Here is a 16443-nt window from a genome sequence, read left to right as displayed (position 1 = left end):
TCGATCTCAGGGGTTGAGCAACAACCCCTGCTCCGCCTCACACAACCCCACGACATAATCCCAGACCACCCGCAACCGCACTGACTTGTGCAACTCGCGCCGCGTACTGATCCAGTAACTGCGCTCGATGCTCTCATCCGGCAACAGCGCCACCAGATCCGGATCGGCCGCGGCCATATAACAAGGCAGCACCGCAATCCCCAGCCCCGAACGTGCCGCCTGCTGCTGGGCGATCACGCTGGTGCTGTGAAACACCACCCGTGGATTGCGGCAGAAGCTGTTGAGGAACATCAGCTCCTGACTGAACAGCAGATCATCTACGTAACCGATCCACGCATGCCGGCCAAGATCCTCGCGGGTACGCAGCGGCGGCGCATTGTCGAGGTAAGCGCGGCTGGCATAGAGGGCGAGCCGGTAATCGGTGAGTTTGCGGGTGACCAGCATGTCCGCCGCCGGCCGTTCCAGGTGAATGCTGATTTCCGCCTCGCGGTTGAGGATGCTGACGAAGCGCGGCACCGCCACCAATTCCACTTCCAGCCCCGGATATCGCTCGAACAACCCGATCATGCGACTGGCGAGAAACATGATGCCCAAGCCTTCGGTGACACCGACGCGGATCTTGCCCAGCGGTGCGGTGGACTGAGTGATTTCCTCCTGCGCCAGCAGCGCGACGTTCTCCATGGCTTCGGCATGTTTGAGCAGCGCCTCCCCCGCCGGAGTCATTTCGTAGCCTTGGGCGTGCTGGACGAACAGCGCGGTGCCGAGGCTTTTTTCGATGGCCTCGATATGCCGGGCGACGGTGGCGTGCGTGGTGTTCAAGCGGCGGGCGGCCGTGAGCAAGCGGCCGCTGCGTTGCAACTCGAGAAAGAACCGCAGGTCGTTCCAGTCGAACATGGCTTGTCCTTGTCAGCTATCGTCAGAAAGCGCTGTTTGAAAACGCACAGCGGCTGCGCAAAAACTAACATTCTTTTGACGAAAGCTAACAACTAGGATGACTGACAACAAAAACAATAAGCGAGGTCAGGGAATGCAGACTTCCCTCGATGAATTCGATTACATCGTGGTCGGCGCCGGGCCGGCCGGGTGTTTGCTGGCCAATCGGCTGTCGGCGGACCCACAGCAGCGGGTGCTGTTGCTGGAGGCAGGCGGGCGCGACAACTATCCGTGGATTCACATCCCCGTGGGTTACCTGTTCTGCATCGGCAACCCGCGCACCGACTGGTGCTTCAAGACCGAAGAACAACCGGGCCTCAACGGCCGCGCACTGAGTTATCCGCGTGGCAAAGTGCTGGGCGGCTGCTCGTCAATCAACGGCATGATCTACATGCGCGGCCAGGCCAACGACTACGACGGCTGGGCCGCCGAGGGCAATCCGGGCTGGTCCTGGAATGACGTGCTGCCGCTGTTCAAACAGAGCGAAAACCACTTTGCCGGCGCGGCGGACTTTCATGGTGACCAAGGTGAATGGCGAGTCGAACGCCAGCGCTTGTCATGGCCGATTCTCGATGCGTTTCGCAGCGCTGCCGAACAGAGCGGCATCGCCAGCATCGATGACTTCAATCAGGGCGACAACGAGGGTTGCGGCTACTTTCAGGTAAACCAGAAGGCCGGGGTGCGCTGGAATGCGGCGAAGGCGTTTCTGAAGCCGATTCGCGATCGGGCCAATCTCACGGTGTTGACCGACGTCGAGGTGGATCGGGTGTTGTTCGAGGATGGTCGCGCCTCAAGGGTCAGCGCACGTTGGCAAGGTCAGGAAAAGCGCTTCAAGGCGCGCAAGGAGATCGTGTTGTGCGCAGGTTCCGTGGGCTCGCCGAGCATTCTGCAACGCTCCGGGATCGGGCCGCGTCCGCTGCTGGAAAAGCTCGGGATCGGCGTGGTGCATGAACTGCCGGGCGTCGGCGGTAATCTGCAGGATCACCTGCAACTGCGGCTGATCTACAAACTGGAAAATGCCCGCACCCTCAACCAGATCGCCGGCAGTGTGTGGGGCAAGATGGGCATGGGCCTGCGCTATCTGTATGACCGCAGCGGGCCGTTGTCGATGGCGCCGAGTCAGTTGGGCGCGTTTGCCCGCTCGGGGCCGGAACAGACCTCGGCCAATCTCGAATACCACGTGCAGCCGCTGTCGCTGGAGCGTTTTGGCGAGCCGTTGCACAGCTTCCCCGCGTTCACCGCGTCGGTGTGTGATTTACGGCCACAGAGCCGTGGCCGGATCGAGATCCGTTCCGCCGATCCTCAGGAAGCGCCGCTGATCCAGCCCAATTACCTGAGCCATCCCGAAGACCTGCGCGTGGCCGCCGATGCGATTCGCCTGACCCGGCGCATCGTCAGCGCCCCGGCCCTGCAAGCCTTCAACCCGGTGGAATACCTGCCTGGCGCCAACCTGCAAACCGAAGAACAACTGCACGAAGCGGCGGCGAAGATCGGTACGACGATTTTCCACCCGGTCGGCACCTGTCGCATGGGCAATGACGCGAACGCGGTGGTCGATGCGCAATTGCGCGTGCACGGTGTGCCCGGTCTGCGGATTGCCGATGCGTCGATCATGCCGCGCATTACCTCGGGCAACACCTGTTCGCCTACGCTGATGATTGCCGAAAAAGCGGCACAGCTGATCCTCAACCCAACCGCCCGGAGTTTTCCCGCCGAAGAAAAAGCATTGCCCGCACTCTCTTGACCAAAGGAATAGCGGCGCCAGCCCACGAGGTCGGCGCCGACAGTGGAACAACAAAAACAATCACTGTGAGGGATACCGATATGTCAGAACACGTTCAGTCTCTGGACGCCGTGCGCAGCGCGGACGCCAGCCCCGATACCCGAAAGGTCATCTTCGCCTCGTCCCTGGGGACGGTGTTCGAGTGGTATGACTTCTTTCTCTACGGCGCCCTGGCGGCGGTGATCAGCAAGCAGTTCTTTGCCGGGGTCAACGACACCACGGCATTCATCTTCGCGTTGATGGCGTTTGCCGCAGGCTTCATCGTGCGGCCGTTCGGGGCGCTGGTGTTCGGTCGGTTGGGGGACATGATCGGGCGCAAATACACGTTCCTTGCGACCATCATTCTGATGGGCGTGGCGACGTTCGCCGTGGGCCTGCTGCCGACCTACGCCAGCATCGGTATCGCCGCGCCGATCATTCTCGTGGGGCTGCGCATGCTTCAGGGCCTGGCCCTCGGCGGCGAGTACGGCGGCGCCGCGACTTACGTGGCAGAACACGCGCCCATCGGCAAACGCGGTTTCCACACCAGCTGGATTCAATCCACCGCGACCCTCGGCTTGCTGTTGTCACTGCTGGTGGTGCTCGGTTGCCGCTACTTCACCGGCGATCAGTTCGAAGTCTGGGGCTGGCGCATTCCGTTTCTGCTGTCGATCGTGCTGCTGGGCATTTCCACCTGGATTCGCCTGAGCCTGCACGAGTCGCCGGCCTATCTGAAGATGAAAGAGGAAGGCAAGGCCAGCAAGGCGCCGATCCGCGAATCCTTCGGTAAATGGGAAAACCTCAAAGTCGTGCTGATCGCCCTGTTCAGCATCAACGCCGGGCAAGCGGTAACCTTCTACGCCGCACAGTTCTACGTGCTGTTTTTCCTCACCCAGTTCCTGAAAATGGACCCGGCAGTGGCCAACAGTCTGCTGATCATCAGCGTGGTGATCGGCGCGCCGTTCTTCATCATTTTCGGCTGGCTGTCGGACAAGGTCGGACGCAAACCGGTGCTGATGCTCGGCCTGCTGCTGGCGACGGCGCTGTACTTCCCGATCTTCAAATCCCTGGCCCACTACGCCAACCCGGCCATCGACCATGCCAGCCAACAGGCGCCGATCACCGTTGTGGCGGATCCGGCCACCTGCACCTTCCAGTTCGACCCGGTGGGCAAGGCCAAATTCGACAGCCCGTGCGACAAGGTCAAGACCTTCCTGGTCAAGCAAGGCTTGCCCTACTCCAGCATCGCCGCCCCGGCGGGCAGCGCGGTGCAAGTGAGCGTCGGCGATGTGAAACTCGATGGCTTCGACGAAGCGTCCCTGCGCGGCGCGATCACCCTCGCCGGCTACCCGCAACAGGCTGACCTGCAACAGATCAACAAGCCGATGATCGTGGCCCTGATCGTCGCCCTGATCATCATCTCCGCCATGTGCTACGGCCCGCTCGCAGCACTGATGGTTGAACTGTTCCCGACCCGCATCCGCTACACCTCGATGTCCTTGCCGTACCACATCGGCAACGGCTGGTTCGGCGGTTTCCTGCCGACCGTGTCGTTTGCGCTGGTGGTGTACACCGGGGATATTTTCTACGGGCTGTGGTACCCGGTGCTGATTACCGGGGTGAGCCTGGTGGTGGGAATGATTTGTCTGCGTGAGACGAAGAATATCGACCTCGACAAGAACTGATCCTTGATCAGGGTGGCGAGGGGTTCACACCCTCGCCACCGCACTGAATTTCAGACCTCCGCCTCCAGCAATTCAAACTTCACCTGATCGGGATAGAACGCAACGTAATCCTTGATCTGGCTGACCGAAATTTTCGGATGTTCGTACGTCCACACCGCGTTCGCCCCCTCATGCCCGGGCACTTGCAGACTGAAATAATTGGCGTCGCCCTTGTACGGGCAATAACTCGTGTGGTCGGTGCGGGCGAAGTACTTTTCGTCGATGTCTTCGCGGGGGATGTAGTAGACCGGCGGATAATTCGCCTCGAGCAGCACCAATGCTCGGGCGGAGGCGGCGACTTGTATGCCATGGAACTTCACCAGCAGGCAGCCTGGCTGCTCGGCGATGGTGATGACGGGACTGGGACCGGAGGTTTTCATCGGTTTCTCCTGACAGCAGCGAAGAGAGCGCTTCAGGTATAACCCATGCGGCCGGATCTCGTCGGGTTCGCAGCCGAACGGTTTTTTTCCGCTCATAAAAAAACCGCAGCCGGCGAAGGCTGCGGTTTTCCGGTTTCAGATCAGGCGACGATATCGGTCGCCACGGCCTGGCCCACTACACCCACTGCGAAGTCCACCGAGCCCTGGCCCGTCAGGTCGATCATCAGGCTGGTCTGGTTGGTCTGTTCGAAGTAAGTGAGGATCGCGTCGCCCGCGTGCCCGGTGAAGCCGCTGACGAAGTTCAGCGTGGCCGCGCCCGAGGCGAAGCCAGCGATGCCCGACAGGTCGATCTTGTCCAGGCCACTGGTGAAATCCATGATCCAGTCCGGTGCGGTCATGGTCGAATCGCTGGCAGCGCCGAACACGAAGGTGTCTGCGCCTTCACCGCCCCACAGCGAATCACCACCGCCACCGCCGTAGATGATGTCGTTGCCAGCACCGCCAATCAGGTCGTTGGCCGCTGCGTTGCCGATCAACAGGTCATTGCCCGAGCCGCCCACTGCGTTTTCAACGGTCACGCCATACGCGATGGAGACGTTGCCCACCAGGCCGCCGACGTCGGAGAACGAACCTTCGTTGAGGTTGATCTTCTGGTTCTGGCTGAAGCCGGAGAAGTCCAGGGTGTCGTTGCCGCCGCCGTCCCACACCGAGAACACCACTTTGGAGGTGTCCGAAGTAGCGCTGTAGTAGTCGCGGTCGGCGTTGGAGTTGAAGCCGTACACGGTGTCGTCGGCACGGGTTTCCAGGTTGGCACCGTAGAGTTTCTGCACGGCGACGATGTCGTCCAGCAACGGTGCGGAGGCGTAGGCGCCGCTGCCGTCCTTGCTGAAGTTCTGGTCGGTGTTGGCTTCGCTCCAGTAGCTCATCAGGCTGTAGCCACGGGTGTCTTCGGCGTACTTGGCGTCGCCGTAGGTCGGGTTGCCATTGCCGGCGTTGTAGGCGCCCGGGTGCGACAGGCCGAGGGTGTGGCCGATTTCGTGGGTCAGGGTCTGGCGCCCGTAGTTGTTGGTGTCCGGGGTCTTGTTGACCTGGTACTTATCGTTGATCAGATACCACGACTGGCCGTCATAGCTGCTGCCCTGCGGCAGGTAGGCAAACGCCGCGCCGCCGGTGCTGACGTCGTAGTTGCCGAAGGTCATGTGACCGTCGCCGCCCTTGCCCTCGGTGAAGGTGACTTTGGCCACGTCCGACCACGATTGCATCGACAGGATGGCCTGGTCTTTCTGCTGAGCGCTGAACTCGCTGAAGTTGCCGAGTTTCGGGTTGTAGTTCGACGGTTTGTCGGTCAGGAACGTGTAGGTCAGATCAATCTTGCCGTCAGCGTTCTTGTCTTGCCACGACATGCCCTTGCGCAGGATTTCGTCGGCGGCCTGGTCGGCGGTGAACGACGGCTTGCCGTTGACGGTCCCGGTGCCACGGTCATACAGGTGGCTGAAAGTGTCGACCGCGGTGAAGGCGCTGGTGGCCTGAGAGGAAGGTTGAGACATGGTGTACGTCCTTGTTTCTAAATGGTCAGTGTCAGACAGAAAAACGGCGATCTTCTGGCGAGATCGTCCTGTCACTCGCCCTGTTGAGGCAAATTGAACCTGCCACAGCCGCCAAGGGGGGCGCTAATCAATTTCTCGATAGCGTCCCCGATTGCCCCGGCGACGGCTGTCATGACCGGCAATCCTTTTATCTGTATATCCATACAGATAAAAGTTGCCCCTTCGCCCGAGTCAGGCCATTCTGTGCGCCTCTTCGGGCAATGATCGACGACGGTGGTTATGCGGCTGTACCTCTGTGAAAAACCTTCCCAGGCCAAGGATATTGCGGCCGTGCTGGGCGCCAGGCGCCGAGGCGACGGCTGCTGGCTGGGAACGGACGTCACGGTGACCTGGTGCATCGGCCACTTGCTGGAAACCGCCCCGCCGGACGCCTACGACGCACGCTACAAGCGCTGGGTGCTGGCGGACCTGCCCATCATCCCGGACAAATGGAAAATGACCGTCAAGCCGCGCACTGCCAGCCAGTACAAGGCAGTCAAACGCCTGCTCGGCGAGGCCAGCGAACTGATCATCGCCACCGACGCCGACCGCGAAGGCGAGATGATCGCCCGGGAACTGGTGGAACATTGCCGCTATCGCGGGCCGATCCGCCGCTTGTGGCTGTCGGCACTGGACGAAGCATCGATCCGCAAGGCTTTGGCGGCTCTGAAGCCGGGAGCAGAAACCTTCAGCCTCTATCACTCGGCATTGGGGCGTTCACGAGCAGACTGGCTGATCGGAATGAACATGAGTCGCCTGTTCACCCTGCTTGGCCGGCAATCCGGCTATCAAGGCGTGTTGCCGGTGGGCCGGGTGCAGACGCCGACCCTGCGGCTGGTGGTGGATCGCGACCGTAGCATCGCCGATTTCGTGCCTGTCGCGTATTGGGCCATCGATGTGCAACTGCTGCAGGACGGCACGGCGTTCACAGCGCAATGGCGTGCGCCGAACGATGCCTGTGACGATCAGGATCGCTGCCTCAATCAGGCTCTCGCCCAGCAAGCGGCTGCGGCAATAAGCAGTGCCGCCAGTGCCCGGGTGGTCAAGCTGCGCACCGAGCGCATGCGCGAAGTGGCGCCCCTGCCCTTCGATCTCGGCACCTTGCAGGAAGTCTGCTCGAAGAAGCTCGGCCTCGGCGCCCAGGAAACCCTCGACATTGCCCAGGCCCTCTACGAAACCTACAAAGTCATCACCTACCCGCGCAGCGATTGCGGCTACCTGCCCGTGAGCCAGCACAGCGAGGCGCCGGGGATTCTCGCGGCGCTGCGCCAAGCCGACCCGAGCCTCGACGCCTTGCGCGAACATCTGGAGCCACAGCGCCGCTCCCGCGCCTGGAACGACGCCAAGGTCAGTGCCCACCACGGCATCATCCCCACCGCCGCCGCTAAGAATCTGGAGCGTCTGACCGGCAAGCACCGGGCGGTCTACACGCTGATTCGAGCGCGGTATCTGGCGCAATTCCTGCCCAATCATGAATACGACCGCACCCAGGCCGACTTCGATTGCGCCGGTGAAGCCTTGCGTGCCGTCGGCAAGCAGATCATCGAGCCCGGCTGGAAACGCGCGTTGCCGGAAGCACTGGCCCCGGCAAAGGGTCGTGAAGCCCCTGCCCCGCAAACCCTGCCGACGCTGACCCAGGGCGCCGAGTGCGCTATCGCTGACGTGAAGCTCAAGGACCTGTGGACGCAGCCACCCAAGCCCTACACCGAAGGCGATCTGATCAAGGCGATGAAAAACGTCGCCAAACTGGTGGAAGACCCGCTGCTCAAGCAGAAACTCAAGGACACCACCGGCATCGGCACCGAAGCCACCCGCGCCTCGATCATCCAGGGCCTGCTGGATCGCGGTTATCTGGTGAAGAACGGCAAGGCCCTCGCCGCCACGCCCGCCGCGTTCAGCCTGATCGACGCGGTGCCGCGAGCGATTGCCGACCCCGGCACCACGGCGATCTGGGAACAGGCGCTGGACATGGTGCAGAGCGGCGAGATGAGTCTGGAAGAGTTCGTCACCAAACAGGCCGCGTGGATGAGCAAGCAAGTGAGCCGTTGTGCCGGCCTGAGCCTGACCATCAGCGGCCCGCCCCCTGCCGGCAAAGCCGCTGCACCGTGGAAGAACAAGCGCAAGACCACTCGGCGCAAAACCACCGGCACCAGCAAACGTACGACGAAACCGGCAGCCAAATAGCCCTCTGCGCGCTACTGTTTCTGCAGTGATTGTCAGGAGCCAGTGACATGTCTGTCATCGAACTGCGCGTCGCCCGGCGCGACGAACTGGACACCCTCGAAAACCTGATGCAGTTCTACACCTACGACTTCAGCGAATGGCTGCCACTGAAGCTGGGCGGGCATGGTTTCTTCCCGATCCAGTTGAAGGACGATTACTGGCGCCAACCGGCAACCCGTCCGTTCCTGATTCACGTCGACGGCGAACTGGCGGGGTTCGTGACCGTCGATGACCACCTCCTCATTGAAGGCGCCGACTACAACATCGGCTATTTCTTCGTCAGCCGACACTGGCGTGGCCAAGGCGTCGCGCAGTTTGTCGCCTCTGCCCTCTTGAGCCACTTGCCCGGTCAATGGCAGATTTTCCATGTCGACGCCAACCTGCCTGCGCAGCGGTTCTGGGCCAGGGTCATCCCCGAGGTGAGCGGCGGCGACTTCACTCGCCAGCAGAAAACCGTAGACGGTTACCCCTGCACGTTCTACTGCCTGCGCAGCCCTTCCCACGTTGCCTGAACGGCCCTTTTCTCATTCCAGAATGACTTTGTCCGACAATATGTAGTGACCAAAAATAATCACTACAAAACCGTTGACGGCGTCGTTTTGCTTTTGCATGATGCAGACGTCTCCCCGATCGGGAGCACTGGCAACACGCTTGAGCAAGCTCGTCTGACCGCCGAGCTGTTTTTTCCGGATACACGCTGCCCACAAGGCAGATTGAAGAAGCTGACCTGGCCTGAACGTCCAGTACAAGGACGAGAAGCGCTGGCGAAAATTCTCAAGACGCTTGTGGTCGACCCTGAAAACGTCGTCAAGGAGCCTCCCGGTTTTCGCTGCTTCTCCTCGTTGTGACGCTATTGCGTAGCAGTTATTCAACACGACTACATGCAACAGATGCATGACCCCGTACTTCACACGGGCGACCGCTGACGTCCTGGTTTCGGTGCCAGGGATCAACTAACCGATGGGCTACCTGTATTAGCGAATCAACTTTGAAAGATCACCAGACTGGTCAAGGGGCAAAATCATGAATCTGAACAATCAACCAACTATCGAAGAACTGGCTCGTATGTTCGCTGCGCAAAAAGACAGCCACGACAGCCATATTCTGTGGATCAGCAAGTCGGGTCAGGTGCATATCGACTGCCTGTCGCCCCATGCTGGTGAAGACGAGTTCGACCGGAACAACCAGAATCTGCTGGCCCGCCTGAAGATGTACCGCCGCGGCCACGGCTATGTCGGCAAGAAAGCCGCGGCCGACAAGGACTTCATCGGTAATGTTCTGCAAACGCTGAAACAGGCGTGGGACTCGATGCAGAACAAGAACGAAGTTCGGGTGATTGATCGGTTCTACTGAGTTCTAACTTCAATAAACAAAAGGGCCTGCTTCCGATAAGGAGCAGGCCCTTTTTTATTGATCACCCGCAATGTTCATGAACGGTTTTCCAACACCATCTCCATGAACGCCACCGCCGCCGCACTGTGATAATTGTTCTTGCGCCGCAACAACGCCGCCCCCCGCTGCGGCGCCTCACTCTCGACCCGCAACCGGCGCAACGCCCGATCCTCGGTCGCAATGGCCTCCGGCAACATGGTCGCAATCGGCGCATGCCGGATTACTTCCAGCAATGTACTTACCGAGTTCACCTCGATCTGCACCTTGGGCGTGATGCCGTGCTGACGGAAATACTCGTCAATCGACAGCCGCGTGATGAAGTCCGGCGCCAACAGAGCGAAATCCAGTTGCGCAATATCATCCGGCGTCAGCACTGCAGCACTGTCATACAACGGATGTTCACGCCCGACCATCACGCCCAGCGTCTCGACAAACGCCGGAATGCATTCAATGTCCGGATTGCGCACTGGTGTGAAAGCAATCGCGATATCCAGCGAGTCATCCGCCAGCCCGGCCTCGATGTCATCCATCGACAACTCGAAAATCTCCAGGTGAATCCCCGGATACCGCGCCACGTAATCGCGCACCAACGGCCCCACCAGATACGCCATGAAGGTCGGGGTCATGGCCAGACGCAGTGAGCCTCGGGACAGATCCTTCACGTCATGCAACGCGCGCTTGCCCGCCTCCAGCTCCACCAGCACCCGTCGTGCGCATTCGATGTAGGCCTGGCCGGCGTCAGTGGGTTTGACCGAACGCGAGGTGCGGTCGAACAGATCCACACCGAGGCTTTCCTCCAACTGGCGGATCTGCTGCGACAGGGTCGGCTGCGACACGTGCAGCGCCTCGGCCGCCCGGGTGAAACCGCCGTGATCGGCCACGGCCAGCAGGTAACGCAAATGTCGCAGCAGCATGGGGCTCTCCATCTATAGGCAGTGCTTATGCTTTGCATTGTATATCGGTCTTGGACGCTATGGATCAATCGGCAGAAGATGAACCCCACACAGCAAGCCAACCCCGAAAGGAGAAACACCATGCAATCTCAAGCCTACAACGACAGCCGCATCGCCCTGACCACTCGCGCCCTGGATGCCAAGGCACAGAAAAACCTGTCGTGGCAGGACCTGGCCGACGGCACCGGCCTGAGTCTGGCCTACGTCACCGCCGCCCTCCTCGGCCAACACCCGCTGCCAAAAGCCGCCGCGGAAGTCGTTGGCGACAAGCTTGAGCTGAGCACCGAAGACGTCGCCGCCCTGCAAATCATCCCGCTGCGCGGCAGCCTCGATGGTGTGCCGACCGACCCGACCATCTACCGCTTCCACGAAATGATCCAGATCTACGGCACCACCCTGAAGGCACTGGTTCACGAACAATTCGGCGACGGCATCATCAGCGCAATCAACTTCAAGCTCGACATCAAGAAAGTCGAAGACCCTGAAGGCGGTTCCCGCGCCGTGGTCACCCTCGACGGCAAGTTCCTCCCGCTGCGTCCGTTCTGATCCATCCCGAGCCCGCACCCCGCGTGCGGGCCCGCCCAAACCTGAATTGCCAAGTCGTCACCACATCCGTCTGGAGGCTGCCCCATGCAAAAAATTCTGTTGTCCCTGGCCCTGCTCGCCGGCCTTTGCGCTCAAGCCCAGGCCAGTGAAGAAGCTGTCGCCTACCGCTACGGCATGCAACTGGACATCGCGCAGGTCGTGAGCATCACCCCGGTCGCCGACGTCTGCGGCGTGGTACCGGTCGAAATGACTTACCTCGACAGCAATGGCGCAAAACACATTCTTCAATACAGCGAGTTCGGCACTGGCTGCTCCAACTGAGAGGACACACCATGAAAAACCTGATCGAAGGATTCCTGAAGTTCCAGAGCGAAGCCTTTCCGCAACGCACTGAACTGTTCAAATACCTGGCGACTACCCAAACCCCGGGCACCTTGTTCATCACTTGCTCCGACAGCCGTGTAATTCCGGAACTGCTGACCCAACAGGAACCCGGCGAACTGTTCGTGATCCGCAACGCCGGCAATATCGTGCCGTCCTACAGCCCGCATCCGGGTGGGGTTTCGGCGACGGTGGAATACGCGGTGGCCGTGCTTGGCGTGACCGACATCGTGATCTGCGGCCACTCCGATTGCGGCGCCATGACCGCCATCGCCCAGTGCAAATGCATGGATCACCTGCCCGCTGTCAGCGGCTGGCTGCAACATGCCGAGTCGGCGAAGGTGGTCAACGAATCGCGGCCACACGCCAATGACGCGGCCAAGCTGAGTTCGATGGTGCGCGAGAACGTGATCGCCCAACTGGCGAACATTCAGACCCACCCGAGCGTGCGTCTGGCCCAGGAGAAAGGCCTGCTGAACCTGCACGGCTGGGTCTATGACATCGAGACCGGCTCCATCGATGCCTTGAGCGCCGACCGCCGCACCTTCGTCTCGCTGGCTGAGCAACCATCGACGTGCGCGGTGTATGGCCAAACGGTCGATGCCGCATGAACCGAACGCCCAGCACCTGCCGGGGCGTTTGCTTTGTATCAGCGTGTAGCCAGCGCCCTGCCAGACACAGTTCCATGCACCCGCACCGGAAGGCGGACACATCAGCGATACAGCGGACGCCTTGAATAGGCCCTGACGCTGCATCCCTCCTCCCGACACAAGGAACATTCGATGAACAAGCTGTTTGCAGGACTGGCCCTCGCCGCCGCCATGGCCGGCGCCACCTCGGCGATGGCCGCCGAGAAACCCACCGTGGTGCTGGTGCACGGTGCCTTCGCCGACTCCAGCAGCTGGAACGGTGTGGTGAAGATTCTGGAAAAGGACGGTTATCCGGTGATCGCGGCGGCCAACCCGCTGCGTACGCTCAAGGGCGATGCGCAATCAGTCGCCGATGTGCTGGCCGGAATCAAGTCGCCTGTGGTGCTGGTCGGCCACTCCTATGGCGGGCCGGTGATCAGTGAAGCCGCGTACGGCAACGCCAACGTCAAGGCGCTGGTGTATGTCGCGGCACTGGCGCCCGAAGCCGGTGAAACCGTGGCCGGACTGGCCGGCAAATTCCCCGGAAGCACCCTCGGCCCGACTCTCGCGCCGCCCGTTACCCTGAAGGATGGCGACAAGGATCTGTACATCCAGCAGGACAAGTTCCATGACCAGTTCGCCGCCGATGTTCCAAACGCCGACGCAAAACTGATGGCCGCCACCCAGCGTCCGGTCACCGAGGCCGCGCTGAACGAGGCAGCCAGCGAGCCAGCCTGGAAAACGATTCCGTCGTGGTTCGTGTACGGCGACAAGGACAAGAACATCCCGCCACAAGCCATGGCGTTCATGGCCGAACGGGCGCACGCCCAAAAGACCGTGGTGGTCAAAGGCGCGTCCCATGTGGTGATGGTGTCGAATCCGAAAACCGTGGCCAGCCTGATCGAATCCGCCGCCACCGCCAAGTGAAACAACAACGCCGCGCCTGTCATTGCGACAGGCGCGGCGTTTTGGTTTTAGCGTTTTACGCCCAGATCGACCTGGGTCATGCGGCTGCGCACGGTGAACACACCGTCTCCGGAAAGAATCGCGCTGCGGGCGAACAACCGTCCGCTCTCCCAGTTCGAAAGCCCCAGTTCCGGCTTGTTCAGCGCGTACTGGCCGTCGACCCAACGGGTAATCCCGTTGCCCACGAACGGCGCGTTGACCGCGCTGTAGAAACGCTCCTGAACCGCCGCGTCTTCGCTGATCAGCGACACCGTGAACTGCGGGCTGTAGCGGTTGAACAGTGCGATGGCCTGATCCAGATCGTCGACGATCATCAGGCTGGTTTCCGGGGTTTCTTCCCATTCCCACTCGCGGCCCAGTTGCGCTTCCGGCAATGGCTCGGCCAGGGCTTCGGTCTGGTAACCCTCGGCGCGATAGACCTCGACCGTCGCGTTCTGCCAGTCGCTCGGCAGGTAGCTTTCGCTGCCTTCGACGATGTGCAATTTGCAGCCCTGACCGCGCGCGGTGCCGGCCTGCTGCAACGCGTCGAGGAACAACGGCACCAGTTCAGCGGCACGCTCGCGCTGGATCAGGCAGACGTTGAGGGTGTTGCAGACCTTGCGATCCAGCGAGTTGCGCACCACAGCGGCGAAGCGTTTGGCGTCGGCATCGCGATCGGCGATCAGCCACGCGCCACCGGTGCCGTGCAGGCTGACGGCGGTGCCGGCCTGCTGGGCGATGCTGCCCAACTGGCTGACCGCACGGCCCGAACCACGGGCCACCGCCAGCGACAGACGCCGGTCGGCGAACATCGCCCAACCGGCGGCGTGGTTGACGCTCTCGACCAGCGACACCGCACCCGCCGGCAGACCGGCATCGGCCAGCGCCGGGTTCAGGGCGTGAGTGACGATGGCTTGCGCGGTGCCCAATGCATCGCTGCCAATGCGCAGCACGGCGGTGTTGCCGGTGCGCAGTACGCCAGCGGCGTCGGCGAAAACATTCGGCCGGCCTTCGAACACAAACGCGACGATGCCCAGCGGCGACACCACTTGCTCGACCTTCCAGCCGTCGTGTTCGACGCTGCTGATAACCTTGCCGCGCGTGGCCGGCGCATCACGCCAGGCGCGCAGGCCGGCGATCATGTCGCGGCGCATGCGCTCGTCGGCGAGCAAACGGGTGGTCGAACGACCGCGCGCCTTGGCCCGTTCGATGTCAGCGAGGTTGGCGGTTTCGATCAGCGCCCAGGCGTCCGGGTTTTCCAGGCGTTGGGCAAACAGATCGAAGAAACGGCTGATGGCTTCATCCGACACAGCAGACAACGCAGTAAACGCCGCTGCTGCAAGCTCGATCGCCACCGAAGCCGCCTGCTGATCCACCACCGGAATCAGCAACAACTCGCCACTCACCTGCTCCACCAACAGGTGGTCGCCGGGTCGGAAACGCTCGGCCAGTTCGGGGCTGACCACGGTGACGCGGTTACCGGCGAAAGGGATGGGCGTGCCAGCGACGAGACGTTCGAGCGCGAGAGACATGGAGCGGATTCACCATATTGAGGGCGGCCGGAAAATGTATAGCTTGCCCACCCTCAAAGCAACACAGGCTCAGAACACCGACCAGCCGATCCGCGAACTGAGCATTTCCAGCGCCGCCATGCCCGCCAGCGAGTTGCCCGCTGCGTTGAGTTCAGGCGACCACACGCACACCGTGAATTGCCCCGGCACTACGGCAACGATGCCGCCACCGACACCGCTCTTGCCCGGCAAACCGACACGGTAGGCGAAGTTGCCGGCCTCGTCGTACAGGCCGCTGGTGGCCATGATCGAGTTGACTTGCTGGGTCTGGCGGCGAGTGAGGATCTGTTCGCCGCTGTGCTTGCAATAGCCGTCGTTGGCCAGGAAGCAGAACGCCCGGGCCAGGTCGATGCAGCTCATGCGCAACGCGCAGTGGCTGAAGTAGCTGCGCAGCACCGCTTCGACGTCGTTGTGGAAGTTGCCGAAGGATTGCATCAGGTAGGCCATCGCCGCGTTGCGTGCGCGGTGCTGGTATTCAGACTCGGCCACTTTGCCGTCGACCATCACCTGCGGATTGCCCGACAACCGACGCACGAAATCGCGCATCGACAAGGCCGGTGCGGCAAAACGCGACTGGTTGATATCGCAGATCACCAGTGCCCCGGCGTTGATGAACGGATTGCGCGGACGGCCGCGTTCGAATTCCAGCTGCACCAGCGAGTTGAACGGCTGGCCGGACGGCTCGTGGCCCAGTCGCTCCCAGATCGCCTCGCCGGAGTGTTCGATGGCCTGCACCAGGCTGAACACCTTGGAAATACTCTGCACCGAGAACAGTGTCTCGGCATCGCCGGCGCAATACATCTCGCCGTCGTTGCCGTACACCGCGATGCCCAGTTGATCGGGCGGCACGGTGCCGAGGGCGGGAATGTAGTCAGCCACCTTGCCCTGCCCGATCAGGGGCCGGACAGCGTCAAGGATCTCGTTCAACAGCGCTTGCATGCCGGGTCTCGAAGTCTCGCCCCATGGGATTGCGGGGACACCGTGGCTAGACGCTGCGCCCGCCAGCCGAATCACACCGCGTTTGTGTATCGCACTGTATACGACGCGGCGACGGACACACCACGAGCACAAATCCCCCCGTTCGCGACACATCACCGATACAGCCCGACGTTCAAATGAACCTGTCGATCGGCAACACCGATCAAGCCTTTGAACTCACATTTCGTATCGGAGATTCACCATGACCAAACTCTCGAAAACCTCCCTGACGCTCGGCCTGCTGCTTGCCGGTGGCCTGGCCCTGTCCAACGCTGCTTCGGCCTCCGAGGCGTTCAGCGTCAAGCAACTGGATCACGGCTACAGCCAGACCCAGGCCCAGGCCGACACCCCGGAAAAAACCTCGGAAGGCAAATGCGGCGAAGGCAAGTGCGGTGCCGGCGAATAACCCTCTTCACGGGGCACGCCGGTGTCCCGTTTTC

17 protein-coding genes are annotated in these 16443 nt (G+C 61.6%); 11 read left to right on the top strand and 6 right to left on the bottom strand.

Annotation, left to right across the window (positions count from 1 at the left end; genetic code table 11):
- Window positions 1-6: 6 nt before the first annotated feature.
- The gene (locus AC1RR7_RS02755; protein ID WP_102622057.1) at window positions 7-894 is read right to left on the bottom strand and encodes a LysR family transcriptional regulator; all 888 of its coding nucleotides are present in this window, start codon (window positions 892-894) and stop codon (window positions 7-9) included.
- A 133-nt stretch (window positions 895-1027) separates the two neighbouring features.
- Between AC1RR7_RS02755 and AC1RR7_RS02750 the strand changes: the two genes are divergently transcribed.
- Window positions 1028-2677 (top strand): GMC family oxidoreductase, encoded by a 1650-nt coding sequence (locus tag AC1RR7_RS02750; RefSeq protein ID WP_102622058.1) that lies wholly within the window; start codon window positions 1028-1030, stop codon window positions 2675-2677.
- Between the two features lie 80 nt (window positions 2678-2757).
- Window positions 2758-4380: an MFS transporter gene (locus AC1RR7_RS02745; RefSeq protein ID WP_493156000.1), complete on the top strand. Its 1623-nt coding sequence runs from the start codon at window positions 2758-2760 to the stop codon at window positions 4378-4380.
- 50 nt (window positions 4381-4430) lie between these two features.
- Here the strand turns inward: AC1RR7_RS02745 and AC1RR7_RS02740 are convergent, their stop codons facing one another.
- Window positions 4431-4799 (bottom strand): DUF427 domain-containing protein, encoded by a 369-nt coding sequence (locus AC1RR7_RS02740; RefSeq protein WP_096820174.1) that lies wholly within the window; start codon window positions 4797-4799, stop codon window positions 4431-4433.
- A gap of 140 nt (window positions 4800-4939) precedes the next feature.
- Window positions 4940-6346: a serralysin family metalloprotease gene (locus AC1RR7_RS02735; protein ID WP_273538980.1), complete on the bottom strand. Its 1407-nt coding sequence runs from the start codon at window positions 6344-6346 to the stop codon at window positions 4940-4942.
- 279 nt (window positions 6347-6625) lie between these two features.
- Here AC1RR7_RS02735 and AC1RR7_RS02730 point away from each other — a divergent pair, with 279 nt between their 5' ends.
- The 4 genes from AC1RR7_RS02730 to AC1RR7_RS02715 all read left to right on the top strand — a co-directional run bounded on the left by AC1RR7_RS02730 (window position 6626) and on the right by AC1RR7_RS02715 (window position 9961).
- On the top strand, window positions 6626-8569 hold the full coding sequence (locus AC1RR7_RS02730; RefSeq protein WP_493155999.1) for a DNA topoisomerase III: 1944 nt from the start codon (window positions 6626-6628) through the stop codon (window positions 8567-8569).
- 47 nt (window positions 8570-8616) lie between these two features.
- A complete protein-coding gene (locus tag AC1RR7_RS02725) occupies window positions 8617-9120 on the top strand; it encodes a GNAT family N-acetyltransferase (RefSeq protein ID WP_273538977.1) in 504 nt (167 codons plus the stop codon).
- A 45-nt stretch (window positions 9121-9165) separates the two neighbouring features.
- Complete coding sequence (locus AC1RR7_RS02720) at window positions 9166-9456, top strand: hypothetical protein (RefSeq protein WP_176504837.1); 291 nt, start codon at window positions 9166-9168, stop codon at window positions 9454-9456.
- Window positions 9457-9631: 175 nt separating this feature from the next.
- On the top strand, window positions 9632-9961 hold the full coding sequence (locus tag AC1RR7_RS02715) for a hypothetical protein (protein ID WP_102622063.1): 330 nt from the start codon (window positions 9632-9634) through the stop codon (window positions 9959-9961).
- 74 nt (window positions 9962-10035) lie between these two features.
- Here AC1RR7_RS02715 and cynR read toward each other — a convergent pair whose 3' ends face one another.
- On the bottom strand, window positions 10036-10914 hold the full coding sequence (gene cynR / locus AC1RR7_RS02710) for a transcriptional regulator CynR (protein WP_273538974.1): 879 nt from the start codon (window positions 10912-10914) through the stop codon (window positions 10036-10038).
- Window positions 10915-11034: 120 nt separating this feature from the next.
- Between cynR and cynS the strand changes: the two genes are divergently transcribed.
- From cynS to AC1RR7_RS02690, 4 genes are all read left to right on the top strand, one after another.
- The gene (gene cynS / locus AC1RR7_RS02705) at window positions 11035-11499 is read left to right on the top strand and encodes a cyanase (RefSeq protein ID WP_248740851.1); all 465 of its coding nucleotides are present in this window, start codon (window positions 11035-11037) and stop codon (window positions 11497-11499) included.
- 84 nt (window positions 11500-11583) lie between these two features.
- Entirely contained in the window at window positions 11584-11820 is a 237-nt protein-coding gene (locus AC1RR7_RS02700; protein WP_273538972.1) for a DUF2790 domain-containing protein, read from the top strand.
- Window positions 11821-11831: 11 nt separating this feature from the next.
- Window positions 11832-12491, top strand: coding sequence for a carbonic anhydrase (locus tag AC1RR7_RS02695; RefSeq protein WP_096820182.1), 660 nt, complete (start codon window positions 11832-11834; stop codon window positions 12489-12491).
- Window positions 12492-12662: 171 nt separating this feature from the next.
- On the top strand, window positions 12663-13436 hold the full coding sequence (locus AC1RR7_RS02690; RefSeq protein WP_493155997.1) for an alpha/beta fold hydrolase: 774 nt from the start codon (window positions 12663-12665) through the stop codon (window positions 13434-13436).
- A gap of 47 nt (window positions 13437-13483) precedes the next feature.
- On the opposite strand, the gene AC1RR7_RS02685 is transcribed toward AC1RR7_RS02690, so the two are convergent.
- Window positions 13484-14986, bottom strand: a complete 1503-nt coding sequence (locus AC1RR7_RS02685) for an aldehyde dehydrogenase family protein (RefSeq protein WP_493155995.1) — start codon at window positions 14984-14986, stop codon at window positions 13484-13486.
- A 69-nt stretch (window positions 14987-15055) separates the two neighbouring features.
- On the bottom strand, window positions 15056-15964 hold the full coding sequence (gene glsB / locus AC1RR7_RS02680; protein WP_096820185.1) for a glutaminase B: 909 nt from the start codon (window positions 15962-15964) through the stop codon (window positions 15056-15058).
- A 241-nt stretch (window positions 15965-16205) separates the two neighbouring features.
- Here glsB and AC1RR7_RS02675 point away from each other — a divergent pair, with 241 nt between their 5' ends.
- Entirely contained in the window at window positions 16206-16409 is a 204-nt protein-coding gene (locus tag AC1RR7_RS02675; RefSeq protein ID WP_085711459.1) for an HvfA family oxazolone/thioamide-modified RiPP metallophore, read from the top strand.
- Window positions 16410-16443 lie beyond the last annotated feature (34 nt).

It is taken from the genome of Pseudomonas sp. GW821-FHT11G12 (assembly GCF_058808055.1).
Note: the sequence above shows the minus strand (reverse complement) of the source record. Positions and strands in the feature narration are given on the sequence as shown.